General features: G+C 45.1%; 24 protein-coding genes and 1 pseudogene. 11 read left to right on the top strand and 14 right to left on the bottom strand.

The window, feature by feature from the left end:
* The first annotated feature begins 166 nt into the window (after positions 1–166).
* The 3 genes from IM485_RS01285 to IM485_RS01275 all read left to right on the top strand — a co-directional run bounded on the left by IM485_RS01285 (position 167) and on the right by IM485_RS01275 (position 3,127).
* Positions 167–769: a J domain-containing protein gene (locus IM485_RS01285; RefSeq protein ID WP_287740716.1), complete on the top strand. Its 603-nt coding sequence runs from the start codon at positions 167–169 to the stop codon at positions 767–769.
* 2 nt (positions 770–771) lie between these two features.
* The gene (locus IM485_RS01280; protein WP_287740713.1) at positions 772–1,836 is read left to right on the top strand and encodes a hypothetical protein; all 1,065 of its coding nucleotides are present in this window, start codon (positions 772–774) and stop codon (positions 1,834–1,836) included.
* Between the two features lie 232 nt (positions 1,837–2,068).
* On the top strand, positions 2,069–3,127 hold the full coding sequence (locus IM485_RS01275) for a D-alanine--D-alanine ligase family protein (RefSeq protein ID WP_104395392.1): 1,059 nt from the start codon (positions 2,069–2,071) through the stop codon (positions 3,125–3,127).
* 57 nt (positions 3,128–3,184) lie between these two features.
* On the opposite strand, the gene IM485_RS01270 is transcribed toward IM485_RS01275, so the two are convergent.
* From IM485_RS01270 to IM485_RS01245, 6 genes are all read right to left on the bottom strand, one after another.
* A complete protein-coding gene (locus tag IM485_RS01270; protein ID WP_287740710.1) occupies positions 3,185–3,949 on the bottom strand; it encodes a Uma2 family endonuclease in 765 nt (254 codons plus the stop codon).
* Positions 3,950–4,015: 66 nt separating this feature from the next.
* Positions 4,016–5,692: a bifunctional 3,4-dihydroxy-2-butanone-4-phosphate synthase/GTP cyclohydrolase II gene (gene ribBA / locus IM485_RS01265; protein ID WP_287740707.1), complete on the bottom strand. Its 1,677-nt coding sequence runs from the start codon at positions 5,690–5,692 to the stop codon at positions 4,016–4,018.
* A gap of 137 nt (positions 5,693–5,829) precedes the next feature.
* Positions 5,830–6,708 (bottom strand): phycobilisome linker polypeptide, encoded by an 879-nt coding sequence (locus tag IM485_RS01260; RefSeq protein ID WP_104395389.1) that lies wholly within the window; start codon positions 6,706–6,708, stop codon positions 5,830–5,832.
* 176 nt (positions 6,709–6,884) lie between these two features.
* Positions 6,885–7,373 carry a C-phycocyanin subunit alpha gene (gene cpcA / locus IM485_RS01255; RefSeq protein ID WP_004268966.1) on the bottom strand — a complete coding sequence of 163 codons (489 nt, stop codon included), beginning with the start codon at positions 7,371–7,373 and terminating at the stop codon, positions 6,885–6,887.
* 66 nt (positions 7,374–7,439) lie between these two features.
* Positions 7,440–7,958 (bottom strand): C-phycocyanin subunit beta, encoded by a 519-nt coding sequence (cpcB, locus tag IM485_RS01250; protein WP_002771747.1) that lies wholly within the window; start codon positions 7,956–7,958, stop codon positions 7,440–7,442.
* A gap of 405 nt (positions 7,959–8,363) precedes the next feature.
* Positions 8,364–8,516, bottom strand: a complete 153-nt coding sequence (locus IM485_RS01245) for a hypothetical protein (RefSeq protein ID WP_287740703.1) — start codon at positions 8,514–8,516, stop codon at positions 8,364–8,366.
* A gap of 97 nt (positions 8,517–8,613) precedes the next feature.
* Between IM485_RS01245 and IM485_RS01240 the strand changes: the two genes are divergently transcribed.
* The 7 genes and pseudogenes from IM485_RS01240 (at position 8,614) to IM485_RS01210 (ending at position 15,202) form a co-directional block, all read left to right on the top strand.
* Positions 8,614–9,837 (top strand): M20 family metallopeptidase, encoded by a 1,224-nt coding sequence (locus IM485_RS01240; RefSeq protein ID WP_287740700.1) that lies wholly within the window; start codon positions 8,614–8,616, stop codon positions 9,835–9,837.
* Between the two features lie 79 nt (positions 9,838–9,916).
* Positions 9,917–10,804 (top strand): acetylglutamate kinase, encoded by an 888-nt coding sequence (gene argB, locus IM485_RS01235; RefSeq protein ID WP_104395387.1) that lies wholly within the window; start codon positions 9,917–9,919, stop codon positions 10,802–10,804.
* Between the two features lie 168 nt (positions 10,805–10,972).
* Entirely contained in the window at positions 10,973–11,194 is a 222-nt protein-coding gene (locus IM485_RS01230; protein WP_002737463.1) for a DUF4327 family protein, read from the top strand.
* 43 nt (positions 11,195–11,237) lie between these two features.
* A complete protein-coding gene (locus IM485_RS01225) occupies positions 11,238–12,458 on the top strand; it encodes an efflux RND transporter periplasmic adaptor subunit (protein WP_104395386.1) in 1,221 nt (406 codons plus the stop codon).
* 416 nt (positions 12,459–12,874) lie between these two features.
* The gene (locus IM485_RS01220) at positions 12,875–14,356 is read left to right on the top strand and encodes a DNA methyltransferase (protein WP_287740695.1); all 1,482 of its coding nucleotides are present in this window, start codon (positions 12,875–12,877) and stop codon (positions 14,354–14,356) included.
* A 257-nt stretch (positions 14,357–14,613) separates the two neighbouring features.
* On the top strand, positions 14,614–14,829 hold the full coding sequence (locus tag IM485_RS01215; RefSeq protein ID WP_016515691.1) for a hypothetical protein: 216 nt from the start codon (positions 14,614–14,616) through the stop codon (positions 14,827–14,829).
* Positions 14,826–15,202, top strand: a pseudogene (locus IM485_RS01210) (type II toxin-antitoxin system VapC family toxin). Before IM485_RS01215 ends, IM485_RS01210 begins: the two are co-directional and overlap by 4 nt.
* 41 nt (positions 15,203–15,243) lie before the next feature.
* On the opposite strand, the gene IM485_RS01205 reads toward IM485_RS01210, so the two are convergent.
* The 8 genes from IM485_RS01205 to IM485_RS01170 all read right to left on the bottom strand — a co-directional run bounded on the left by IM485_RS01205 (position 15,244) and on the right by IM485_RS01170 (position 23,930).
* On the bottom strand, positions 15,244–16,089 hold the full coding sequence (locus IM485_RS01205) for a hypothetical protein (RefSeq protein WP_287740765.1): 846 nt from the start codon (positions 16,087–16,089) through the stop codon (positions 15,244–15,246).
* A gap of 62 nt (positions 16,090–16,151) precedes the next feature.
* Positions 16,152–18,632 (bottom strand): CPBP family glutamic-type intramembrane protease, encoded by a 2,481-nt coding sequence (locus IM485_RS01200; RefSeq protein ID WP_287740690.1) that lies wholly within the window; start codon positions 18,630–18,632, stop codon positions 16,152–16,154.
* 402 nt (positions 18,633–19,034) lie between these two features.
* Positions 19,035–21,389 (bottom strand): GH116 family glycosyl hydrolase, encoded by a 2,355-nt coding sequence (locus tag IM485_RS01195; RefSeq protein ID WP_287740687.1) that lies wholly within the window; start codon positions 21,387–21,389, stop codon positions 19,035–19,037.
* A complete protein-coding gene (locus IM485_RS01190; RefSeq protein ID WP_287740768.1) occupies positions 21,382–21,537 on the bottom strand; it encodes a hypothetical protein in 156 nt (51 codons plus the stop codon). The genes IM485_RS01195 and IM485_RS01190 overlap by 8 nt, the downstream gene beginning before the upstream one ends.
* A gap of 23 nt (positions 21,538–21,560) precedes the next feature.
* Positions 21,561–22,004 carry a DUF3531 family protein gene (locus IM485_RS01185; protein ID WP_079206944.1) on the bottom strand — a complete coding sequence of 148 codons (444 nt, stop codon included), beginning with the start codon at positions 22,002–22,004 and terminating at the stop codon, positions 21,561–21,563.
* Positions 22,005–22,120: 116 nt separating this feature from the next.
* Positions 22,121–22,702, bottom strand: a complete 582-nt coding sequence (locus IM485_RS01180) for a CPBP family intramembrane glutamic endopeptidase (RefSeq protein ID WP_287740684.1) — start codon at positions 22,700–22,702, stop codon at positions 22,121–22,123.
* Positions 22,699–23,757 (bottom strand): DUF3326 domain-containing protein, encoded by a 1,059-nt coding sequence (locus tag IM485_RS01175; RefSeq protein ID WP_104395382.1) that lies wholly within the window; start codon positions 23,755–23,757, stop codon positions 22,699–22,701. The genes IM485_RS01180 and IM485_RS01175 overlap by 4 nt, the downstream gene beginning before the upstream one ends.
* Positions 23,754–23,930 carry a DUF8621 family protein gene (locus IM485_RS01170; RefSeq protein ID WP_002734354.1) on the bottom strand — a complete coding sequence of 59 codons (177 nt, stop codon included), beginning with the start codon at positions 23,928–23,930 and terminating at the stop codon, positions 23,754–23,756. Before IM485_RS01170 ends, IM485_RS01175 begins: the two co-directional genes overlap by 4 nt.
* A 200-nt stretch (positions 23,931–24,130) precedes the next feature.
* On the opposite strand from IM485_RS01170, the gene IM485_RS01165 reads away from it, so the two are divergent.
* Entirely contained in the window at positions 24,131–24,685 is a 555-nt protein-coding gene (locus tag IM485_RS01165; RefSeq protein ID WP_287740679.1) for a Uma2 family endonuclease, read from the top strand.
* Positions 24,686–24,972: the final 287 nt, after the last annotated feature.

Raw genomic sequence — 24,972 nt, 5'->3', positions numbered from 1 at the left:
CCAGCAATTTTTTTCATTATTAACCATATGACAAAGTGGCCACTGCTGTGGTATTAATTTAGGATAGGAAGTTTTCGGGAGTCAGTCGTCGGTCGTTAATACCAAATTAGCCTACACTTCATCTTGATAAGAAAGGCTAGATTTTTTGCAGCTTCTTAGGGAAATTATGACCACTAATCCTCTTAACTCGCTCATTTTAGAGCAGATTAGTCATATCTGTGAGCAATACTCGATCGAAAGTCGTATTCTCGAAGATTTTGCCGATTTTGTCATCAAAAACCACCATAAAAAGTCTCCTAAACCATCGTTAACTAAATCAAAAACTACAGCCACCACCACCACAGTCCCAAAAGTTAAACCTTTAACTCTAACGCAACTTAAACAGGCAGTTTATGCCTATTTTGAGGTTAGCAATACCACAGAATTAAAAAAATCGAGTATGTTTCAAATGGCTACTAGAGCCTTTGATAACATCAATTTATCTCAGCGAGAAAGTTGGGAAAAAATTTACAGAGAGTATGTAGGTATTTTACCAGAAGAAGATGGGGAAACAGGTAAGCATTGTATTAATGGTATTAATATATTTAAATATTTTTATCCCTATCGTGTTTTCGAGCTTGATCCAAAAACTGCCACTAAGGAAGACATTAAAAATGCCTATTATCGTCTTTCTAAGATCTATCATCCCGATAACCAAGAAACAGGAGACGCAGAAGTTTTTGATTGTTTAACTGTCATGTATAAGTCTATCACCACGGAGATAAAATAATCATGCCTCAGAAAGCAAATACCTTCCTGATCCGAGATACCGAATTAGCTCAATGGTTTTCTATTACTCTTGAAAAACTAGACAAAATTGTTGATATTTTTGATGCTGATCCTAATGATGATTGGGATTTAGTTGAAGGTGTCGATTATCAATTTGTCAACAAAAAAGATAAAGTTAGATTGTTTTCTTTTGAAGGTGCTTTAAAAATTGCTTCCTATATTGATCAGCATGAAAAGCGAGGAATTTTATACAGATTTAGAGAATTTTTTACTAAGCACGATCAAAAAATTCGTCGCTCTTTGGCACGAAAATTAATTTTTAATGAATTGGCTGACTCTGGCGAAATTAAAATTTATCAAGGAGTGGCTATGATTCATAAACAGAGTTTGCGGCGAATTTTAAAAACTAATGGAGCCAAGCTAAATCAAACATTCAATAATCTTAAACTCCACGAATCTTCATCTTTGAAAGTTGATGATGAAGAACTTGCTAAGGTAATCAAAAATACTAAAACAGAAGTTCGTCCTTTAAAAATAGGAGTAGATTTTTACGAAGATGAAAAAAGAGAGTTTTGGTTCTCTGAAAGTGGAGTTGTTCGCATTTCTAAATCCATGAGTGAAACTTTGACGAATAAATCGCGCCAAGAAATGTGTAAAATGATTGAAATCGAGTTTCCTCTTGCCTTTAAAGAAATTCAGGAAAATCTAGATGACGATACCAAACAAAAAATCGAGATTGAAAAGGCTAAAAAACGAGCTAAAACTAGAGATAAAAACACTTGTCAGGTGACAGGGCAAAAACCGGATAAAGATGTAAAATTTAATCTCGCTGTCCATCATCTTTACTCTGTCCAAAAATATCCCCATCTAGCGACATTAGATCTGAATTTGGTGACTATTAAAGAAGAAATTCACCAAGAATTCCACGGTAATTTAGGGGGATTTAATAAACCTTGTACCATCGAGGATTTTATCGAATTCTTGCACGTTTACTATCCCGAACATCATGGTAATTTAGCCTTAAAACTTCAGAAAACTAAGAAAAAACTGGAAAAATTAGCTAAATAATCATTCAATTTCGGGGGGTGAATAGCTCCAAGGTGATTATAGATTTTTTTAGGGAAAGAACGACCACATCTCATCATGAGCGATAATTAATTTATTGAAAATTTGGGTTAAAACTCCTATCTGACGAGGAACAGCCGCATCTAAATCATTGGCAACTATTGTCAACTCCGCCCATAGTATATATGATAGTTGAACTCTAATTTAGGATCTAGCTGGGTCTAGAGAGGATAATATGGATAAGATCAAGGTAGGATTGTTGTTTGGTGGTCGATCGGGAGAACACGAGGTATCTATCAATTCGGCTCGATCGATCCTGCAAGCTTTTAATTATCCCGAAAATCTTGACAAATACGCCGTTATCCCCTTCTATATCGATAAAAATGGCTGTTGGCATTCGGCAGCAACTGCTAGACAAATTTTAACCTCTGGGCAACCCCTAGCTATTGAGAGTGATATAAAAGTCAATATCTGGCAATTTCCTCCAGAAGTGAGCCAAATTGAGGTTTGGTTTCCAATTCTCCACGGACCGAATGGAGAAGACGGCACTTTACAAGGATTACTCACTCTCATGCGGGTTGCTTTTGTGGGTAGTGGGGTCCTGGGTTCATGCCTAGGCATGGATAAAATTGCCATGAAAACTGCTTTTGCAGCCGCTGGATTACCCCAAGTTAAGTATAAGGCCATAACCCGCTCGCAAGTGTGGTCAAATGCCTGTGTTTTTCCGCAATTGTGCGATCAAATCGCCGAGGAAATAGGTTATCCTTGTTTTATTAAACCCGCTAATTTAGGTTCTTCGGTGGGTATTAGTAAAGCACGCAACCGGCAAGAATTAGAGGCTGCTTTAGATAGTGCTGCTAGTTATGATCGACGGATTATTGTTGAAGCAGGAGTAACCGCAAGGGAGATCGAATGTGCGGTTTTAGGTAATGATAATCCCCAAGCTTCTTTGGTGGGAGAAATTACTTTTGATAGTGATTTTTATGACTATGAAACTAAATATACTGACGGGCGATCGAGTATGGTTATTCCCGCTAATATTCCCGATAAAATTGCTAATCAAGTGCGAGAAATGGCTGTAGAAGCATTTAAAGCTGTGGATGCTGCGGGATTGTCGCGGGTGGATTTTTTCTATGTGGAAAAGACTGGGGAAGTGTTCCTCAATGAAATTAATACTCTGCCGGGGTTTACTAATTTTAGTATGTATCCCCAACTCTGGAAAGCCACCGGTTTAGAGTTTGATAAATTGGTCGATAAGTTGGTACAATTAGCCTTAGAAAGACAGGAAAAATAAGGTTAAATTACCACCATTTCTAGGATAGGAATTACCTATCCTAGAGATATTTATCAATTAGATAGTTTCAGGATCAATGCCCAATTCTCGTAATTTTTGGGCTAATTTTTCCTTCTCCAAGATAGCTTGTTCTTTTTCGAGGATAGCCTGTTCCTTCGCTTGTCGTTCCTGTTCCCTTTCTAAAAGAATCTGTTCCCTTTCTAAAAGAATCTGTTCCTTTGCTTGTCTTTGCTCTAATTCAGCTTCTTGGGGAGTGGGAACCAATTGACCATCGACGGTAAAATAACGCAGTTTACGGTCAAATATGCCTAAATATAGTTCTAATTGTTCACTCCATAAATAGCCGTTTTCATTAGCAGCAATAGCCTGATATTGTCCAGCAATTAATCTAAATCCTTGCAGTTCTAAACTTTCAGGATCAAACCAGAAATAGTTAGGAGTCCGAAAGGTATTTTGATAGAGATTTTTCTTTTTATTGCGGTCAATATTGGCCGTAGAATCGGAAAGAATCTCCACGATCACATTGGGATATTTACCCCCTTCTCCCCAAACCACCCAACTTTTGCGGGGACGTTTTTCTGTATCTAAAACCACAAAAAAATCAGGACCACAAAAATCACGTTTTTTTAGTTGTTCTTCGTTATAGTAGATGGTAAGATTGCCCGAAGCATAGTAATTACTTCTTTCTTGCCATAACCTTTCTAAACAACCGATCAGAATTGTAATTTGTTGTAGATGTAAATCACTTTCCAAGGGTGGTTCATCACTCCATAAATCGGTGGGGGGACAGGTAACTTCCGGTAAAATGTCGAGAGTTGTCATAGTTTTTCCCCGTTACACTAGCTTTGTTTAATTATAACTGTTACGCTCTTTTCTGGTCATAGAAAACTAATTTTTTGCTGACTCACGAGTAAAACTGTAGATAATTTGGGTAGCTAATTGTGGTAATTGTGAGAAATCTTCATCGGACATTTTTTGACGATCGAGTTTCATTTGTAATCCCGTCATCGAATCGTCTCCGTCGGAAATTAAAAATTCTAGGCGTTCAATTTCCGACCAATCTTTAATATCATTTAATATCTTGTCAATAACCAGAAGATAAGGATGGGAAGGATTTTTATACCAATTACTGCTGACACCCTGACGAATATCTAAACCTAAATGTACGATCAAAGGGGCGCGATCAAAAAGGGCATTGGCTACCGGTCGGGTTTCTTCTTGGAGAGATAATTGATTAGCGCGACTTAACTGCCGTAATTTCTCTAATTGATGATATCTTTGCGAAATTGACGGCGGATTTTCCCCCCAACTAAGAGCGATGGTGACTAGATAGGTTTGTAGGAATAGATGTCCTAACTTTTCCGCTTTTGTGGCCAAATAATTGGAATTATAATCATTAGCCTCGATCAGCAAAGGTACTCGCTCGACTATTTGCAAACCATAGCCTTTTAATCCGGCAATTTTACGCGGATTATTGGTAATTAAACGAATATTTCTCACTCCCAAATCGTTGAGCATTTGCGCTCCCATGCCGTAATCGCGCAAATCGGCGGGAAATCCTAACCTTTCGTTGGCTTCCACCGTATCTAATCCCATATCCTGTAAAGAATAGGCTTTTAGCTTATTAATTAAGCCAATTCCCCGGCCTTCCTGTCGCAGGTAAACCACCACCCCTAAACCGTTGTTTTCAATCATTTTTAGGGCAGCTTGTAACTGTTGCCGACAATCGCAACGCAAGGATCCCAAAGCATCCCCGGTCAGGCATTCTGAGTGCATTCGTACCATTACAGGTTGATCACCAAAGAGAGCGGGATCGCCTTTCACAATAGCGATGTGTTCGGTTTGATCTAATAAATTTCGGTAGGCATAAAGCTGAAAAGTGCCGAATTGACTAGGAAAATTACAGACCGTTTCCCGATGGACAAAGCGATCGTGTTTTAAGCGATAACTGATCAGATCGGCAATGCTGATTAACCTTAGATTATGTTGACGAGCGTATTCAAATAGTTGCGGTAAACGGGCCATGGAACCATCGGGATTTTGGATCTCACAGATAACTCCCGCCGGATACAACCCGGCTAATCGAGCTAGATCCACGGCTGCCTCCGTATGACCAGCGCGTTTTAAGACTCCACCGGCTTTAGCACGAATCGGGAAGACATGACCGGGACGGGTGAGATCGTCGGGACGAGTGACTGGATTAATGGCAACTTGCACGGTTTTCGCCCGATCTTCTGCCGAAATGCCAGTTTTAACGCCTAAATGGGGAGCGGCATCGATGCTAACGGTAAAAGCGGTTTGATTGCTATCGGTGTTTTTTGTCACCATCAAAGGTAATTCGAGAGCATCAAGACGCTCTCCCGTCATTGCCAGACAGATTAAACCGCGAGCTTGCACTGCCATGAAGTTAATCATATCGGGGGTGGCAAATTGGGCCGCACAGATTAGATCTCCTTCATTTTCGCGATTCTCATCATCAACTACTACAATAGCCCGTCCGGCTTTGATTTCCGCTAAGGCAGTATCGATAGAGTCAAAAGCGCTCGAAGTGACAGTCACAGGCATTAAAACGATAGAACTATTTTCATTCTACAGGTTTGCTCGATCTGCTGAGGGTCAATTTCTGCCAGTTCCCTAGAAAAAAGTCTCCCGGTGAACCTGACGGCTGCCCGGGAGACTTTTAGCTATCTTAAGCTAGAAAATTAGTTCAAACTAGCGGGGGTGATGCTGGCAACTTTGCCACCGAGACGGTTGATCTGTTGCAGGGTGTTATTTAACTGTTCAAAGGGGACGATAATCGCTTTGCTACTGCGACGGACACGGGGATAACCCGGTCTGCTAATAGCGGCAATTTCCACGCGATAGAGCTTACCCACATCACCATAGGCCACACTACCACCAAGAGCTTTACTGGGGGTGTTGCGTTGAGCAGAGGGACGATAGGCCCAACCATCGCTGCCACCGGAGGGACCGACTACTGCGGAAGCGCCGTTTTGGGCTAATTCCACCGCTAAACGGGAGGTTTTGCCGGCAATCTGAGAGCGATCGCTGTTGGCATAACCGCGATAGAGTTGGAACATCCGGGTAAATCCCACGGTTTTTTGACCGGGTTGGCTGGCAAAACCACGATAGTAGGGAACGATGCTATCACCGAAGTTTTCGGTATATTCGGCGGAATCGATATAGGAGTCGATATCGGCCTCGAATCCTTTGTTTTCATAGAGATCGAGGTGATAGACCACTTCCGACTCATCGTAGGGAGCGCGACCTAAAAGATGTTTGATATTAAGTTCGATGACGCGGGTTTGGAAGTTACCGTAGAAGAATTTGTTCTTATACAGTTCCGATTTGGCCACGGCGCGGACGAATTCCCGCACGGTGATCGAACCGTTGCAGAGTAAGGATTCGGCACTGGTAAGGCGCTCGGAACGCATGATATAGTCATTGCCTAGCACCTGACGATAGACGGCGCGAATAACCGCCTGTGCGTCGTCACGGGACCAATCGGGACGTAATTCCACGGGAGCAACCTCGCTAAAAGCGGTTGTCCCTAAACGGGAAGCTGAGGTAGTAATTGCCACTAAAGTTCTCCTACAAAAAAATGATCATTTTCTGACCCCTCAAAACTAGGGGAGGATCAGTTCGATTACCTGGCCGCCTTGACGATGGATATAACAAGGTCTGGAAGAACAGGTGATTGCTAACCCTTTTGCTAACAACCTCCTGTCTTTCCAGACCAGCAGTTTTTTCGATTGGACTAGCTGAGAGCGTTGATAGCGTAGTCGATATAGGAGTTGGCTTCTACCGCAGGGTCGCCACTTAAACCATGGTTGGCTTTGATGTATTTGAGAGCTTCGATGTACCAGCTAGGAGACAGGTCGAAGGTGCGGTTGATTTCGTCGATACCAGCGATGAGGTACTCGTCCATCGGACCGGTTCCACCAGCAACTAAGCAGTAGGTCACCATGCGGAGGTAGTAACCGATGTCACGAGCGCATTTTTCTTTACCGCGTTGGTCCGCCGCAAAGTTAGCCCCTTGCATTTGGGTGGTGTAGGGGTACTTGTTGTACACAGCTTGAGCAGCGCCAGAGATCAAAGAACTGGCTTTTTCGGTCAACGCTTTAGCGGCGGTGAGGCTGGCAGAAGCTTGACGAAAACGACCGAAAGCAACTTGGATTTCGGTGCTGCTTAAGAAACGACCTTGAGAATCAGCGGCTGCTACGGCTTCGGTAAGGGGGGTTTTCATTGTTTGGTATCTCCCAATAATCTTGCAATAAGTTTCCTACGGTTTAATTAAGACTAGCCCTGGGGACTAGGCGACAGCAGCGGCGGCGCGGTCGAAGTAGCTGGCAATTTCAGACATTAAAGCACTGCAATCGCCGGGGGTGACACCGTTGCGATCGTTAGCGATGGACAAAGCAGCTTCTTTCATTTTGCTTACGCCAGCAGCTACGGAAGCTCCTGGTACTCCTAAAGCTACATAGGTTTCGCGAAGACCATTTAAGCAACGATCGTCGAGAACACTGCCGTCGCCAGAGAAGGTAGCGTAGGTAACATAACGCAAGATGATTTCCATGTCGCGTAGGCAAGCGGCCATACGACGGCTGGTGTAGGCATTACCACCGGGGGTGATCAGTTGGGGCTGTTCAGCGAACAGGCTACGAGCGGCGTTGGCAACGATGGTGGAAGCGTTACTGGTGATCCGGTTAACAGAGTCCATCCGTTTGTTGCTGTCGGCAACCATGGCGCTGAGAGCGTCTAGTTGCGAAGAGCTTAAATATTCGCCACGAGCATCAGCTTGGGATACTACCCGGGTGAATGCGTCAAACATTGTCACAATCTCCTAAATTTAAATGGGATTTGCTTGCAATTAAAATTTTCCCTCTTAAGGGATTTCACGGTGAGTCTGGACGAGCCTTGACCGTGATTGTTGCGATTTACTTTAAGAAACCTGAAAAAACTTCACGGCTCTCTCATAAATCACCTAGGGAGGTTAAACAAGTATCCAGCTTAACTTTTGTCTGTTATCTTGGCCCCTCAAGTTAAATTTATACACTGCTGTCGAAACTTTGTTTGTTACAAATTATTAAGTTTTTTGCTGTCTTTTTGTAACGGCCACTTAACAATAACTCGATCGAGTTGGTCATCAATTCCTGACATGGCTCAAAGCCTCTCACTGTCGGGAAATCAAAGACAGCAAGGCTTTAAGGGTATAAAGGGCAGCAAGATAAAAATTTTAAGTTTTTTTTAATATTTTCCCGATTTCCCTTCCCCTATTACCCAAGGATCGCCCTTTCCAGCCCTCAAATACGATGAAGTTTTGTAAAGAAGGGTGTGGGGTGTGGGGTGTGGGGTGTGGGGTGTGGGGTGTGGGGTGTGGGGAGAACAAAGCTGTCTCCTGCCTCCTGCCTCCTGCCTCCTGCCTCCTGTGGCTCCTGAAGTTAAACTAGAAACCAGTGATCAAAAAAACTAGCCGTCCGAACCCGATGATTTCCTCCTTTCCTGTCCCCAATAGCTTAAATTGCCCTCAAATTCGCCTTGCTATTCGTTCTCTACAGCCGCAATTAGTCCACTGGCGCCGACAAATACACCAAAAACCAGAACTAGGCTTTCAAGAACATCTCACCGCCTCCTTAATCAGTCAAACCCTGACTAAATACGGAATTGACCATCAAACCGGCATCGCCGGCACCGGAATTGTCGCCACCATCGCAGGCAGTCAACCGGGGCCAGTTTTAGCCCTGCGGGCCGATATGGATGCACTACCGATCGCCGAAGAAAACCAAGTCCCCTATCGTTCCCAACATCCGGGCCAAATGCACGCCTGTGGTCACGATGGCCACACAGCGATCGCCCTCGGCACAGCAGTTTACCTAGCACAAAACCGTCACGATGTCAAGGGGATAGTAAAAATTATTTTCCAACCCGCCGAAGAGGGGCCGGGGGGGGCGAAACCGATGATCGAAGCGGGAGTGCTGAAAAATCCCGACGTGGAGGGAATTATCGGGCTACACCTCTGGAATAATCTGCCTTTAGGGACAGTGGGCGTAAAAAATGGGGCCTTAATGGCGGCGGTGGAATGTTTCGATCTCCAGATTCAAGGCCGGGGCGGCCACGGGGCAATTCCCCATCAAACCGTCGATTCACTACTGGTGGCGGCCCAAATCGTCAACGCCTTGCAAACCATCGTCGCCCGCAACCTTAACCCCCTCGATGCCGCCGTGGTGACTGTGGGTAAATTAGCGGCGGGAACCGCTAGAAACGTGATCGCCGATAGTGCTAATCTCAGTGGGACGGTGCGCTATTTCAATCCCCAGTTAGGGGGCTATTTCCGACAACGGATGGAAGAAATCATCGCGGGCATCTGTCAAAGTCAGGGGGCTAGTTATCAATTCGATTACTGGCAATTGTATCCCCCGGTAATCAATCATGATCAGATGGCGGAATTAGTGCGCTCCATCGCCGCACAAGTGGTGGAAACCCCAGCCGGAATCGTTCCCGAATGTCAAACCCTGGGAGGGGAAGATATGTCCTTCTTTTTACAGGAAGTACCGGGCTGTTATTTCTTCTTGGGATCCGCCAATCCCGAATTAGGATTAGCCTATCCCCACCATCATCCCCGTTTTGATTTTGATGAATCGGTGTTAACCATGGGAGTCGAGATTTTTGTCCGTTGCGTCGAAAAATTCGGCAACTCTAAGACTTTCTAGAAATCCGTTCAAGGTGAACAGTTTTTGTCAAACCTGAAACCGCTAAACTGATCACTGAATCAGACGAGTAAAAAAACCCATGAACAATAACATCCACGAAAACGATACCCAACGGGTGAAAATCCTCAGCGAAGCCCTACCCTATATACAAGAATTTCGCGGTCGCACCGTAGTGGTTAAATACGGTGGCGCGGCCATGAATAACAGCGATATCAAAGACACGGTCATGCGAGATATCGTTTTTCTCGCCTGTGTGGGGGTTCGTCCCGTTATTGTCCACGGCGGCGGTCCAGAAATCAATAGTTGGCTGGATAAATTAGGCATTGAACCCCAATTTAAAGACGGTTTACGCGTCACCGATGCTGCCACCATGGATGTGGTGGAAATGGTGCTAGTCGGACGGGTCAATAAAGAAATTGTTGCCCTGATCAATCAAGCTGGTGGTAGAGCGGTAGGATTATGCGGTAAGGATGGCAATCTGATCACTGCTCGTCCCGTGGGGAAAGAGGGCATTGGTTTTGTGGGAGAAGTCAGCGGTGTCGATACTAGCGTTGTCGAATCCTTGGTCAATAGTGGCTATATTCCCGTGATTTCCAGTGTGGCCGCCGATGAAACCGGCCAAGCTCATAATATCAATGCCGATACGGTAGCCGGAGAAATAGCGGCGGCTTTAGGGGCGGCTAAACTGATCTTGATGACCGATACAGCCGGAATTTTAGAGAATTACAAGGATCCTTCCACTTTATTGGCTAAATTGGATATCCAACAGGCCCGGGAGTTGATTCAAAAAGGTATCGTTGCCGGCGGGATGATTCCCAAAGTTGGCTGCTGTGTGCGATCGCTGGCTCAGGGAGTTCAGGCCGCTCATATTATCGATGGTCGTCTTCCCCACGCCCTTTTACTGGAAATTTTCACCGATCGAGGCATCGGTTCCATGATTGTGGCCTCCGGTTATACTAATCTATAGTAGTAATTACCGTACTTTTGGTTAAAAAGACTTGCCTAAAACCAGAGATCTGGTGTACAAATAAGTTAATAAACGCGCTTCTCGCTCCTTTGTAATGGCAAAAGTCTTAGTCTTGAGTTAGTTTAGTCGGGAAGCGCAAAATCTGAAGTATTCATAGCAATTGAATTTATGACCAAACAAGCTGTAGCTCACCCGATGGTGAAGTTTCAACGCAAGGCTAGCAAGTGGATAGATGCAAAAGTAGTCAAACCTAGCGATAGTATCTGGAAACTGGCTCTTTTATACGGAGATGAGTGGGCATACTGGAAGCAGGAGCTGCTCGATTTCGGTTTCTCCATGCAAGACCCTCTCAGCGAAGTGGTAGCGGTAGAAGCTTGGGACGAAGAATAAGCGACCATCGACTCAAAAGCAGCTTTCTACCAAGATTATCGCCATGGGATCGACTCCGATTATCCTTTCCGCTCTGGTTATCTTATCCTTAAGCGCGAGTTGTTCTCCCAGGACCGAAACCCAACCACCGCCACCAGCGGCCCGTACTACTACCGTCAACGTCACCACCGCTAAACTGGCAACCATCGGACGCAATCTCGATTACACGGGAACTACCCGACCTTTGAAAGTGGTTTCTCTGCGATCGCAAGCCACTGGTCAGTTACTTAATCTCGTCGTCGATGTGGGAGATGAGGTGCAATTAGGACAAATCCTCGCTCATGTTGATGATCGTCTCCTCGCCACCGTTGTCCGGCAAGAAAAAGCCGCCCTGTCAGCCCTAGAAGCGGAATTGGCCCGGGCGAGAATTGAAGTCAGTAACGCTGAAATTGAAGTGGAGCGCCTACAACTACAATACCAACAGGCCAAAAATGATGGCGAGCGTCTGCAAAAATTAGCCCTAGAAGGAGCGATTCCCCTGCAACAGGGCGAAACAGCCCAAACTACAGCTGCAGTAGCTTTAAAAGCCGTTAATAGCGCGAGATCGAGAATTAAAGTCGAGGAACAGGTGGTGGCGGCAATTATCGGCAGAATTGCCGCCCAAAAATCGGTCATCGCTCAGGAACAACAACGTCAGGCCTACGCTATTCTTAAATCACCGGCGACGGGGATAGTTATCGAAAAACTGAAAGAGCCGGGGGATTTAGTCAGTATCGGCGATGAAGTCCTCAAAATTGGTGATTTTCAACAGGTCAAGGTAGTAGTATTATTATCAGAATTGGATTTAAAAACAATTAATTTAGGACAAACGGTTAATGTCAGCCTTGATGCTTTCGGTGAGAGAAATTTTTCCGGTCGCATCAACAGGATTTTTCCCCTCAGCCAAGGCACGGCCCGGCGGATTCCCGTGGAGATTACTCTACCCAATGGGGATGGTTTAATTAAAGGGGGATTATTGGCCCGGGTGCGGTTTAATAATAATTCTGCCGCGCAGGTGATTGTCCCCGAAACAGCAATTGTCAGTCAGGGGGAATCCCCAGCCATTTTTGTCCTTTCCGAGTCTAACTCACAAGTGCAAAAACGTCCCGTTCGTCTCGGTCAAGCGCTCGACGGTCAAGTAGAAATTATCACCGGACTTGAACCGGGGGAGCGTTTCGTCGTTAATAGTAGTAAACCTTTGCAAAATGGCGAAAAAGTCCGGGTCAGTATCCTGAGTAATCCTTGATTAGTTGGGGATTGCTAGATAGACTTAAGAAAATTAAATTTTGAGCGCAGGCAGTTCGAGCAACTCACTGACCACGATGCGCTTCTTTTTGCATGAGTGCATGAGTAGAAAACGGGTTTCTCGGAGAAACCCGTTTTCTGTGGGTTACTCAACGGATTTAGTATAATTCCTCTTGACAAAATCCCAGCACTTGACATATACTTATTTATATAATGGGAATCCGTGCCTGCCTGCGACCCCCTCATTTTCAGGCAAGATAGACTTAAGAAAATTAAATTTTGAGCGCACACAGTTCGATCAACTCACAGACCACGATGCGCCCCTACAATCATATTATTGTAGGGGTGAATTGTATTCGTCCTCTTTAAGGGGGAATAATAATACAATTGAGAATGCAGTCAATCCCCTTAATCTCTATGGTCAATAAACTATACTACGGTGATAACCTAGAAGTGCTGCGGAAATATATCAAAGATGAATCGATCGATCTTTGTTATATCGATCCACCCTTTAATTCTAAACGCAATTACAACCAAATTTATAACAACTTAGGTAAGGAAGATCAAGCACAAGCACAAGCGTTTGTAGATACCTGGACATGGGATAATCACGCTAACGAAGCTTTAGAAGAAATTCAAAGCAACTATCAGGGTAAATTTACCAGTCAGACTATCGATTTAATTGACGGTTTAACTAAAGTTTTAGGTAAAGGCAGTCTTCTCGCTTATCTGGTGAGTATGACTCTGAGGATCGTGGAAATCCATCGAGTTTTAAAATCTACCGGTAGCTTTTATCTCCACTGCGATCCTACTGCTAGTCATTATTTAAAAATAGTTTTAGATACTGTTTTTTGTTCTCAGGGGGGTGATTTTAAAAATGAGATAGTTTGGTGTTATGGTTCAGGAGGTGCTAGTAAAAATCATTTTTCTAAAAAACATGACGTAATTTTTTACTATTCTAAATCAAGTAATAGTGTTATTTTTAATGTTGATTTAGTAAGAGAACCTTATTCTTCTCCTGAAAAAGTTGAACATAAAATTATTAAAGGTAAAGCATATCAAAGAAAACATGAATTGGGACGGATTCCTTTTGATTGGTGGACAATACCTATCTTAACTAATACAGCAAAAGAAAGGTTAGGATATCCCACGCAAAAACCGGAGGCATTGTTAGAAAGAATAATCAAAGCAAGTAGTAATAAAGGAGATGTAATTTTAGATGCCTATTGTGGGTGTGGAACGACTATCGCTGTAGCAGAGAGATTAGAGAGAAACTGGATTGGAATTGATATAACCTATCAGAGTATTAGCTTAATGTTAAAGCGACTAGAGGACTCCTTTGGTAAAAATTTTTTAGATAAAATTGAACTAAATGGTATTCCCAAAGATCTAGAATCAGCCAAAGCATTAGCCACTAAACCCGATGATCGTACCCGCAAAGAATTTGAGAAATGGGCGGTTTTAACCTATAGTAATAACCGGGCTGTGATTAATGACAAAAAAGGGGCAGATAAAGGAATCGATGCCATTGCCTATTTTCAGGGAGATAAAGACAATCGGGAGAAAATTATTTTTCAAGTAAAATCCGGTAATGTCAAATCGGGAGACATCAGAGATCTACAGGGAACCATGACACTACAAGGGGCAGCCCTGGGTATATTTATCACCTTGAAACCCCCCAGCAAAGATATGATCCAAACAGCCAAATCTGCGGGAATTTATCGCGGTCGTTATATGAGTCAAAGTGTCGATAAAATTGAGATTGTGACAGTACAAGAAATCCTTGAACAGAAAAAACGTCTCGATGTTATCCTCACCTTTGAAGTCCTGAAAGCTGCCGAAAAACAAAGGGAAACCCAAGGACAACAAATGAGTTTAGATATACCCTTTCCCGAATAAAACTCTTTTTGTTATTTTTGGGGATAGGGTGTTAAAAAGTTCCAAACCGACCCTAAGGAAGATATTCCCTGTAGAATGCTAGATTATGCCACCAGACTCTATTGACGCTATCCCCATAAACCTATCCATTCAGTGGTTATTTATCGGGTGCATCTCATATTTTTGGCTCTCTCGTAAATTATTCTATTAAGTGCTATAATTTTATTGATGAAAGAATTTTTGCTGGTAGCTAGTTAAGCTTAGAAGGAGTTGATGTTATGTTAGTTAAAGGAATCAAAAAAGGCAAAACTATTGAGTTATTAGAGGAAGTTGATTTTCCTGATAATGAAGAGGTATTAGTGGAAATTAGAGAGGTTAATGATTTTTGGTCAACCTTGCAAGATTTTAGGCAAAGAGTAGATTTGGCAAGTCTTGATGATGATACTTTTGATAATTTGCGCGACAATTCAACGGGGAGAGATGTTCGTTTATGACTCTCAAATATTTGCTAGATACTAATATTTTGTCAGAGGCTAAACGACCTCACCCGAATCAGAAGGTTATGACGAAGCTAAGATTATCTAAACGGGAAATAGCCACAGCTACTCTGGTTATCCATGAGCTATTATTTGGTTGTTTTCGACTTCCTCTGTCTAAAAAACGCCAAGACTTAGAGGATTATGTAAATAACGTTATTTTAGTAGGCACAATTAAAGGTCAAGGTTGTCTAAAGTCGGTAAGAGTCCTACTTTTGTCGATGGTCAAATAGCGTCTATTGCTTTTACCAACAATTTGAGTTTAGTTACCAATAATGTTGATGATTTTAAAGATTTTAAGGGTTTAATGATTGAAAATTGGTTTATCTAATCTGTAATTGTTCTGTGCAAATACTCGATAAATCATTTCAGCTAAAAAGGTCTAGGGTGAATAATCTTAGCCGTCACCTTTCCCACCCCATAATGCTCCCCCAGAAAGGTAATCACCGCATGAAAGAGATTTTTTGTTGTGGGCGGAAGATAGTTGTAAGGCCATAAAAAAACGTTGAAAGGTCGCGCTCCCAGTTGCTCTCTATATCTAAAAGTATCTTGCTCCGACAAACTCACCACCGCACCGAGTCTTTGGGCCAGGGCGATACAGTTCTGAAAATTTTCGGTGGCATAACATTGAACGTCAAGCTGATTGCACCGACCGCGCTTCACTAAATCCGCCTGAAATGGCTGAATGCTGCAAAAAATCGGTTTCTGGTACTGAAAATCTAGAGACTGGAACTCCCCCTCTGAATAATGGGCAAAAAAATGGTCATCGATCTGAATCCCATCGCCATGGCGAGCCTCATGGATCAGTTCGGCAAGGGTCAGGGAACGATACTGGGGCGACTGAACCCAGACCACCGGCATTAACTTGTACTCTCGCGCCTCCCGACTCACCCGCCTCTGTACCTCATCGGACACCCCCCGAAAATCCAGGAAGACCACCTTATAGTTTTGGCTTTGGATGTCTTTCATGACCTGGCCGAGGGTGTTAGTGGAGGAATGAAACCGAATTTGAGGTTGAGAAAGCCAAGTTCCATTGGGAACTCCGGCGATCGCTAATCCTGGACAGAGGCATCCCCACAAAGTTGCCACCCAAATTGCCGTTTTCTGAGATAGTCGTCGGTACTTCCCGGTCATTAACCTATCCATTGTTCGCATCTTCCCTCCGATTTTTCCACTCCGCTCTACATACTGTAATTCTCGATCGGCCCATTTCTCCATTTTCTCTCCCTGTTGATAGAGTTCTTGGCAGTAAGCTAAGGTATTGTCCGATCGAGACAAGATTAAAAACTGCCACGCTTCGATCGCCTTGTCAGTCGAGATAGACCGTTCAAAAACAGCAACCAAACCACCACCACCAACCAATGCACCACCGAGATCGTCCAGAGAGAACTGGTCAGCCAATAGACAACAGTGCAAGTTAATCCCAATAAAGCCGCTAAAATCAAGAAAATAGGCTGAAAAAAAGTCGGATTGCCCTTTTTGTAAAAAATAATTGCATTGAGGGGATGATAGACGGTAAAAAGCGTGATGCTGACCAGAGCAGAGAGGATCAGGTTAGCAGTGGAAGTTGCCGTTTCGGGATGGGGAATTAACAGCACCCGAAAGACGAATTCCTCCCACAATGCCGGGGAGAAAAAACAAAAGACGAGCATTTTCAGTATCTCTAACGGCCTCCGTTCGGGGGAGCGCCAACGTAAAAAACCCGACCGGAAACCGATAGTTAGGGCGATCGCACCGTATAATCCCAATCCAATCGCCGTCACCCCCCAATCCCGACCGGTAAGGGGCAGCACGATCGCTCCCAGGGTGCGACGGAGCATCGGCGCGATCATCGGCATTTCCCCGAATAACTTGGTCGGTGCGAGGGGTAAAATCTCCGGCATCGCTCCCCCGACCTGATTAGTACGGAGGAACCAGAGAGTAGCTCCTGACCGCAAGAAAATCTCACCGATCACATCATTGCTGCCTCGCGGTAACATCGATCGCCAGCTTAGTAGAGCGTTAGCCAGTGTATTTTCCCGAATCAAGCCTTTTCCGCGACTATCGGTGATACCGGCGAGAATTTCGGCGTTTTGCCGCCAATCAGCCCGGATCACCCCCCGGGGAGCTAATACTTGTTCCAAACGATCGCCCAATTGTCCCAAACGTTGAAAACGCAAAGTTTCTGGGTCATCGGCATGGGTTGTCAACCAAGCGGCGATCTGCGGATCGGTTTCAAACTGGTGGCGCAGGGTAGCGATCGTGATATAAAGGGCCTGATTCGAGTCCTGGACGCAGGAAGTCGCCGGGGTAACACTAGAAACCCCCGTCCCGTCCCCGATCCGATAGCGAGCCATCATGATCTCTAACTGCTTGTGGAATTCTGTCAGGGGGGACAGAGAAACCCCGCCAAAGTTGTAATCCTCCAAGAGGTCTAATTTTACGATCGCATCGGATAGGGGTCGGGAATTAAGCCATCCCCGCTCTAAACTACCCGTATAGTTCGCCCAACTCTGATATCCCGATAAAATCCCCTGGGGATTGTGTGCATACACCTGATCGTAATCGAGCTGCCACTGCAGCTCTCCCGTCTGGGCATCCCGAATCACTTCGTAGAGAAAATAGGAAAAATGACCCGTTACCGTTGCCAATTGTATTGATTCACCCTTTTTACCGCCGATTCCGCCGAAAAGATGAATTCCTATGCCTTTATCGCCCTCTTTCCACGATTTTTTTTCACCCTCCGGTAGGACTGTTACCCGACTAGCGGTTCCTTTGCGGGCGGGGGTATCGTTCCAAGTGCCACGGGTGATGTAATCTTGACCCGATCGCAGCCCAGTCAGGATTTCCGTCGGTTGCAGTTGAAACAGCGATCGAGGTTTGATTGCTTGAACGGTAAAGAGGTTATCCCGTCCCCGCGCCCCGTAGATATACCAGCCCTCCTTTCCTTCGCTCGCCGCTGCTAACTGTCGGGGGGTCGAGATAAAACGTCCTCCGGAAACTAAGGGTTGTTGGGGAATGCGGATTACTTCCGAGCTGCCGTCGAATTGTCCACTGTCGCGGTTATAGTGTTGCACTCGGAAAAGTTCGCTGCCACAGGGGGGTGAACCGGGGCAAACCTTGGGGATGTCGCTGGGGGTTCGGGGGGGAGCTTCGCCGATAATTTTCACCAATGCCACAAAGCGCCCAGTAACGATCAAGGGCATTCGCTCCACTTGTAATGACGTTTCCCCGATTTCTGCATCGGGAAAGCTGACCACCACATCATCGAGCGGTCGCGATCCAGCCAGTGCTTGCAGTGGTCCAACCCCTGAACGACCATTCAAGCGAGTTGGTAGGATATTTCCCTGTTTTTCACTCTCGATCGCCTCCGGGGTGAAGCGAATATCCTTAGTAACCAGTCCTAAATATCGAGCCAGTGCCGGGGATTGCCGCCAACCTAAACGAACTTTTTGACCGACTAAATCTGGCTGCGGTGCTTGGTAAACCTGCAACCAAGTCCAATCTTCCCCCGGTGTCGCCGAATATTCCTCCGGTTTTGGCAAAATCAGGCGACCGATCCAGGGGGCGATCGGGCGATACCATCGCGGATCGAGGGATTGCTTTAGGGGAAAATAGCCCGGTTGATTGACCGCTAACCGACTCATGATCCAGTAGTCAGCCTTGGCTTCTTCCACAGGCCGCGGACTGAACAGAAAAACCGCTAGAGCGATCGCTGCTAGGGAGAGAAGTATCCAGACAATCCGGGAAATCGTTCTTTTCATGGCATAGCTGACGCTCATCGATCGAGTCAGGTTTCCCCAGCCTACAGCGTTTAGACTAAATCCCTTGAGTATAGGCTACATAGGGTTTGCTGAATAAATGTGAAATGTAGGCAAGGTAAGGGTTTTGTGGCTTTTCTCGCTCCCACAGGTGCAAGATTTTGAGAGAATCGTCATTCAAAACCTTGCGTCTTCATCGGCCCGCGTCCTGTAGGGGCGAAGCATTCGGATAGAAAATCTACGGTTTCACCGATAGGTTATTGTCCGAATGCTTCGCCCCTACTTTTTGCCGCAAACCCTACATATCAGGAGAGGCAAAGGGCAAAACCGAGAATAAATAATCAGTTTTTAATAACCGGATTTAGGATTAGAGTGATTTACCAGGTAAAACCAGATCACCAGTTAGATGGAGATAATCCTGTTTTATCCCTGAAATTCCGTCAAAATCCCATAGATAGCCCAGATAGCCATGGCGCGTAAATAATGACAAGCGCGAAAAGTTCCCACCGATGTAATCGCTTCTGGAGTGCGAAATTGTAGGCCATTTTCATAAACTTGTCGCACCACTGCTTCTGTAATTTGCCATCCCTGCTTTTCCATTCCCATTTGTAGTAAAAAAGCCACCAACCCAAAATTAATTCCTACCCAAACCTCCAAGGGATGAGTTGCCTGGGGATTTTCGGGAGTACCATCGGGTTTTAACCCATTTGCCGCCCCAAATTTTCCCCCATGAAACTTGAGAAAACAAGCCTGATAAATCTTACCTAAAGCTGATTGCGTGTATTGATTTTCTACCACATCCGGTAAACCCAATAAACGGGCATAAAATTGACCGCATAATTGGTCAGTCATCACCACATCGGAACCACTACCACTATCTAAATTATAATATTCTCCATTCCAGAGAGTCTGATGATAAATAGCGCGAGATTGCTGTAACCAACTGGCAAAAATTGCCGTATCTTCTCCAAGAATTGCCCCAATTTTAATCGTTGCTTCTAGAGCCGCTATCCACAAACCACCGCAATAGGCACTAATTCCCTGTAAACGCCAATCATCAAAAGTTTGGTCTGGCGCGCCGGAATTTTCGGGAATCCCATCGTTATCAAGGTCAAAAGTTTTTAAATATTGCAAAGTCAGGACAATTGACGGCCAACATTCCCGCAGAAAATCTTCATCTTTAGCCCCCGTTAATAAATAATCCCGATAGACTAATAAAACAAAATCACTGCCTAAATCTTTCCAGAGATTACAATCTTGATAACTGGTGTAATTGCTCTTTTGCCAAGGGTGTTCATTGGGGGCGCCTAAATCGTGGGGAGTGGCATTTTTGGCCTTACGAATGGCACTAGCTTGGTTATATCCAATAATCCGAGGAGTGTCGTCACTGCTGGGAATTGCCCTCGCAAAAGCTTCCATGACGGCCTTTTCTAAGCGCGGCCATAACATCAGTAACCCAAAGGAACCATAGAGACGCACATCAAGACTTTCATACCAACGATAATCAATACATTCTAACACTCCGAATTGACCGATCGCATCCTGTTCCGTGGCTGCCGTCCAGAGAGTGCCGCCGTCAGTTAGGAGGTATAATTCGTTAAATAAAGCCATTTTAAACCAATCAGCCAGATCGCTGCGTTCTAGGATCGGTTTTTGCCAGTTAATAATATTTTCTCGCCATGTATCGCCGTGTTTTAAAGCCGTGCGTACCATCGCCCAAGCATTTTGACCATTTCGACCGAAAAAGTCCGTATAACGACGATAATAGTTAATTCCTTGGGCAAATTCGGTGACTGGTAAATCCCAAGCTAAAATAAAGGGAATTTTGCGAGTTTTCCCCGGACGAATGGTAAAACGAATCGCCATAGCCGTGGCCGTTTCTTCCCCTTTTTGGGCGGGGGTTTCGTCCTCAATATCCGGTAAAGAGCCATTCATGGCGAAATAGTCCCAAACTTCGCCCCCATCGCCGGCAGGGTTCCATTTACCCCGATAAAATACCTCTAGACTCGGATTAGTGATAGTGGCAATCGCCATCTGTCCATCCCCTTCCCCGGGGTTTTCGTAATCTCGACGCATTAGACAGCCAACGCGGAAATTATCGACAATCCATTGATTATAATTGCCCTCACTTTCCCCCCATTTTGATTGATATTCATAGACGGGACTGCCATCATCTCTCACCTTAACCACTGGGGATTTAATTGCGTTAGTAAACCAACCGATTGTATTTTGCCAAGTCAGCATAATACTAATAGTAATCGGTTTATCGGTGGGATTATGCGCCGTCCATTCAAATAGGGCAATAGGATAACTACTTTCTTGATAATTATGCGCCCAAATCGGTGAGAATTGTTCGCAAATTAATTGAGTCTGAAAAACATTTTTATACTCGTACCAACTGCGGGGATAAAGGGCCGAATAGTTTCCCTTTTCGGCTGGATACCACGACCAGCGCGATAAAGTTCCATCCGTCGGGCTTTCCGTCGCCATAGCGTAGGCTTGGGCGCTTCCGTCTTCTGTTTGTTCAAAAATGCTAAATTGACAGGCAGGAAGGCTATTAAAACTGTGTTCACCGCCGTCCAGATGCCAGAGGTTAAAGTCACCTTTGGGGGAACGTCCGATGCAACCGGCCCCAAATCCCCCCAGAGGCATCCCATGCCAAGGACCATCATCTAAATTGCTGGCGTAGCGGACGCTGTAGGGTTTTTCCCAACCTTTGCCTAGAGGACGTTTCCAAGCGGCGGCGGGAATTTCTGGAAGGGAGACGAGATTAAGCATAGATGTGGTTAAGTGGGGTGTGGGAAGTGGGGTGTGGGAAGTGGGGTGTGGGAAGTGGGGTGTGGGGTGTGGGGTGTGGGGTGTGGGGTGTGGGGAGAATAAATAAATAAAAATAAACTCCTGACTCGGAGAATTCTGACCCCACCAAGAAACTTTTTCAGTAAAACCTAATTATTCGCTAAAGAGATAATTACTGCGATCGCTAATTGGCCAATCTTGATTTTCTCCCCCGATAATTAAACGTTTAATATCGACAAAATCCTTACTTAATTGGGTCAAGGCATTGATTAAAATATCTAAAGCAATAAGATCGCTAGTACCAAGGTCAAACCAACAACGTCCCCAAGTACCTAAGTATTCAAAATCGGTCATATTGTGCATCGGTGACATAAAGGCATTTTCGGCCATATCTGGATCGTATTCCATATAACTAATATCGACTCCCACCTCCTGTACCTGTAGGTTTTCGGCATTGAAAGCCCCTAATTTACCCAAATAAAACCAAGAGGCAAAAACTTCTTCTACATACTGCTGTTCCATATTCGAGGGAACTGTCGAAAATTCCAGCCAAAACCAGACATCAAAAGGATTAAATTCGCGAAATTGCACTTCCATTTTTTTTATAGGAGACAGGAGTAGTCACTGATAACTGATTACTGATTACTGATTACTGATTACTGATTACTGATTACTGATAACTTACCCACTGATAACTGATTACTGATAACTGATTACTGATTACTATTCTGTAATTTCCAGAGAAAACTAGCGAGGAGATTGGTGATAATATGGGCGAGAATTGGGATTAATAAATTACCGGTGATGATGACGGTATAACCGAGGGCAAAACCGACAACAGTTGCCCAGATAACATAGGGCCATTGCTGGGAACCGCTAAAATGGAGGATGCCAAAAATTAGACTAGAAACGGTTAAACCAAAGATATTTAAGCCCAAAGCTGGCAAAATCACCCCGCGAAATAATAATTCTTCACTTAACCCTGGAAGCAATCCAATCCAAATTAAATCGGGCCAAGCTAAAGGTTTAATGACTAATTGTAAGTAAGAGTTAGCACTATGGCGATAACTAGACCAAAAACGATAGAGAAGCCCACTAATTCCACTAATTGCCCCCGCTAAGGCTAATCCGAACAGGAAATCTGGGAGAGTCCAGCGAATGGCGGGAATAGCGATCGCACCGAAATATTGCCAAACTTTGGCGACTACCAGCAAGATAATCGCCGTTACCGCCATAATGGTGAGGACTTGTGTGCGTGTCAGGGGATCAAATTCGGAATTAGGGGAATTAGTCACGGATTCTCGGATAAACAGCGTAAAGAGTTTAAATTAGGGCGAAGAGATGGGAGGCTAACCCCTGCCCGTTGACAAACGATCGCACCGATCGCCTCTGTATATGAGTGTACCCTAATTGCTTTCAACCCTAGGGGTTCTGGGGCCACCTTCATTCTTGTACTATTTTCCTGCACAGCAATCAGTACAGTTTTTTCTTGACAAAAACTTAAAACTGTGCTAGAGCCGCAGGCACCAGCGGGAACGATCAGCGCGTCCACCTCCCGGCGCCAAATAGCATCGGGACTGGGCTGCTTGACCAATTGGGGGGCGCGACTCAAACCCACCAAAACGCAGGGTAAAAAAGTATAACCGATTTCTTCGGCTGCGGCCTTGGGGGAAAGTTGCGGATCGAGGGGCAGCGGACTTAAAGCGGGGGCGTGGGCTGCCGGTATTTGGAATTGTCGCACCACCAGATGGGAAATTACCGCCTCGGCCCCGGCAAGGGGATCCACCCCCTGACCATGGCGATAATTAGCCAGGGCAATGCTATCGGGATCGTCGGGAAAACGGGCAACAATGGCGATCGCTTCTGCCCGGCCCTGGTTAATCAGTTTTTCTGCTCCCCGCAGCAAGCTGTCAGGATTGCCAATTGTTCCCCAACTAGCCCCGGAGGCTGCCTGTCGCAACTGCACATTTAAGGGGGCATCGGTGATAACGTAATCGGTCAGATCTAAGCCTAGGGTGGCCCGGACAGCATCGGCAGCCTGAAGGTGTCTTTGCAAGAGGTCAAATTCAATGGCGCGATCGAATAGTAACCCGATGCGATTTTGATGGACGGGACTTAATCCCCAATCCCCCCGGGCAAAACGATCTAAAGCGTAACCCTCTACATAGTAGGTGTTGCCTAGGGGCCAGTACAGTTGTGCGCCGTTGAGGACATTGGGATGGGTAATTAGGCGATCACAAACTTGAGCGATCGCTCTGGCCACGGGAATGCCATCCCCAGCATAACCGCCAATCGCTGCCCCGATGCCGGTGGGGATAATTAGTACGGCGGTATAGGGACGGGAATTCACGAGGCAGTGGTGACAATCGCTTCGACTTTGACTTGATTATTCTCGGTATCCACTTCTGTGATTGCCCAACGCAAGGGTTCACCGCGTTTGGCTAATTCTTTTTCGATTTCTTGCTGCAGTTGTTGCGGGGTTTCCTGTAGGTCGATTTCGGCACTAATAAAGTGAGTGGTCATGGGAATGGTCTAGAATAGTTATCCCCTCAGTTTATCAAGATTTTGCCCTCTTGCGCTGGTTTATCAGCCCTCTGGGTCAGGAACCACAAAGACACGAAGAACACAAAGATCGATCGCTACTACATCGTTAAACTGATCACACAAAGTCGATAAGAGCCATTCTCGTACTATGATTAATACTAGGCTTTCCCCTAGAGATTATGATCGCAGTTCCCAACTACATCAGTCCCCAAGAATATCTCGCTATCGAGCGCCAGAGTCAGATCCGTCATGAATACCGACGTGGTTTGGTTTATGCGATGGCCGGCGGTACGGATAATCACGAGCGCATCGCCTTCAATTTTCTCAAAGTCATTGACGAACATTTCGGCGACTCTACAGACTGTCGGTTTCACTCGGGTAATGTCAAGGTTAACTATCAAGATCAGTTTTATTACTATCCCGATGCTTTTGTTACCTGCGATCCGCGCGATCGCCAAGATCGTTATCTGAAACGCTATCCGAAACTGATCGCGGAAGTGCTTTCCCCCAGTACGAACGCTTTTGACAGGGGCGAAAAATTCCAAGATTATCAACAGATAGAAACTTTAGAAGAATATGTATTAATTTCCCAAGAAATCCAGCGCGTGGAATGCCGTCGTCGTAATTCTCTGGGGACATGGGAAACGACTATTTACGAGACAGGCGATCGCGTAATCCTGCCAAGTATTAACCTAGAGTTAGCGATCGCCGATCTCTACCGGGGAATAGATTAAAGTTTGACATACCCCACGCCGTAAATGGACGTGGATTCTTCTCGCATCACTGCTGAGAATTTCTGGCTCAACGAGTCCACTTGAATTAGATTCTTGGGGAAATCCCACCCAGAGGTGGTTCTCTCCTCAGACTTTCGCGACCTTACAGCCCACATTCCGCACCCTCAACTGTCACAGATCAAAAAAGCCATTAAAGTAGTACATAATAACTAAAATTAATTCAAAGGTTAAAAGGGTTAATGAGAATATATAGCATTAAAAGGGGTATGGAGCGAGAAAGAGAAAAT

This window comes from Microcystis sp. M169S2 (assembly GCF_020245865.1).
GTDB classification, from domain to species: Bacteria; Cyanobacteriota; Cyanobacteriia; order Cyanobacteriales; family Microcystaceae; genus Microcystis; species Microcystis ichthyoblabe_A.
This window is presented reverse-complemented; position numbering and strand designations above follow the sequence as displayed.

Coding starts and splice junctions, on each gene's coding strand:
- IM485_RS01285 (WP_287740716.1), top strand. CDS start 167: ATGACCACTAATCCTCTTAACTCGCTCATTTTAGAGCAGATTAGTCAT.
- IM485_RS01240 (WP_287740700.1), top strand. CDS start 8,614: ATGATTTCCTCCTTTCCTGTCCCCAATAGCTTAAATTGCCCTCAAATT.
- IM485_RS01170 (WP_002734354.1), bottom strand. CDS start 23,930: ATGACCACTCACTTTATTAGTGCCGAAATCGACCTACAGGAAACCCCG.
- IM485_RS01165 (WP_287740679.1), top strand. CDS start 24,131: ATGATCGCAGTTCCCAACTACATCAGTCCCCAAGAATATCTCGCTATC.
- IM485_RS01230 (WP_002737463.1), top strand. CDS start 10,973: ATGACCAAACAAGCTGTAGCTCACCCGATGGTGAAGTTTCAACGCAAG.
- argB (WP_104395387.1), top strand. CDS start 9,917: ATGAACAATAACATCCACGAAAACGATACCCAACGGGTGAAAATCCTC.
- IM485_RS01205 (WP_287740765.1), bottom strand. CDS start 16,089: ATGGAGAAATGGGCCGATCGAGAATTACAGTATGTAGAGCGGAGTGGA.
- IM485_RS01225 (WP_104395386.1), top strand. CDS start 11,238: ATGGGATCGACTCCGATTATCCTTTCCGCTCTGGTTATCTTATCCTTA.
- cpcB (WP_002771747.1), bottom strand. CDS start 7,958: ATGTTTGACGCATTCACCCGGGTAGTATCCCAAGCTGATGCTCGTGGC.
- IM485_RS01195 (WP_287740687.1), bottom strand. CDS start 21,389: ATGCTTAATCTCGTCTCCCTTCCAGAAATTCCCGCCGCCGCTTGGAAA.
- IM485_RS01215 (WP_016515691.1), top strand. CDS start 14,614: ATGTTAGTTAAAGGAATCAAAAAAGGCAAAACTATTGAGTTATTAGAG.
- IM485_RS01220 (WP_287740695.1), top strand. CDS start 12,875: ATGGTCAATAAACTATACTACGGTGATAACCTAGAAGTGCTGCGGAAA.
- IM485_RS01200 (WP_287740690.1), bottom strand. CDS start 18,632: ATGAGCGTCAGCTATGCCATGAAAAGAACGATTTCCCGGATTGTCTGG.
- IM485_RS01280 (WP_287740713.1), top strand. CDS start 772: ATGCCTCAGAAAGCAAATACCTTCCTGATCCGAGATACCGAATTAGCT.
- IM485_RS01185 (WP_079206944.1), bottom strand. CDS start 22,004: ATGGAAGTGCAATTTCGCGAATTTAATCCTTTTGATGTCTGGTTTTGG.
- IM485_RS01270 (WP_287740710.1), bottom strand. CDS start 3,949: ATGACAACTCTCGACATTTTACCGGAAGTTACCTGTCCCCCCACCGAT.
- ribBA (WP_287740707.1), bottom strand. CDS start 5,692: ATGCCTGTGACTGTCACTTCGAGCGCTTTTGACTCTATCGATACTGCC.
- cpcA (WP_004268966.1), bottom strand. CDS start 7,373: ATGAAAACCCCCCTTACCGAAGCCGTAGCAGCCGCTGATTCTCAAGGT.
- IM485_RS01275 (WP_104395392.1), top strand. CDS start 2,069: ATGGATAAGATCAAGGTAGGATTGTTGTTTGGTGGTCGATCGGGAGAA.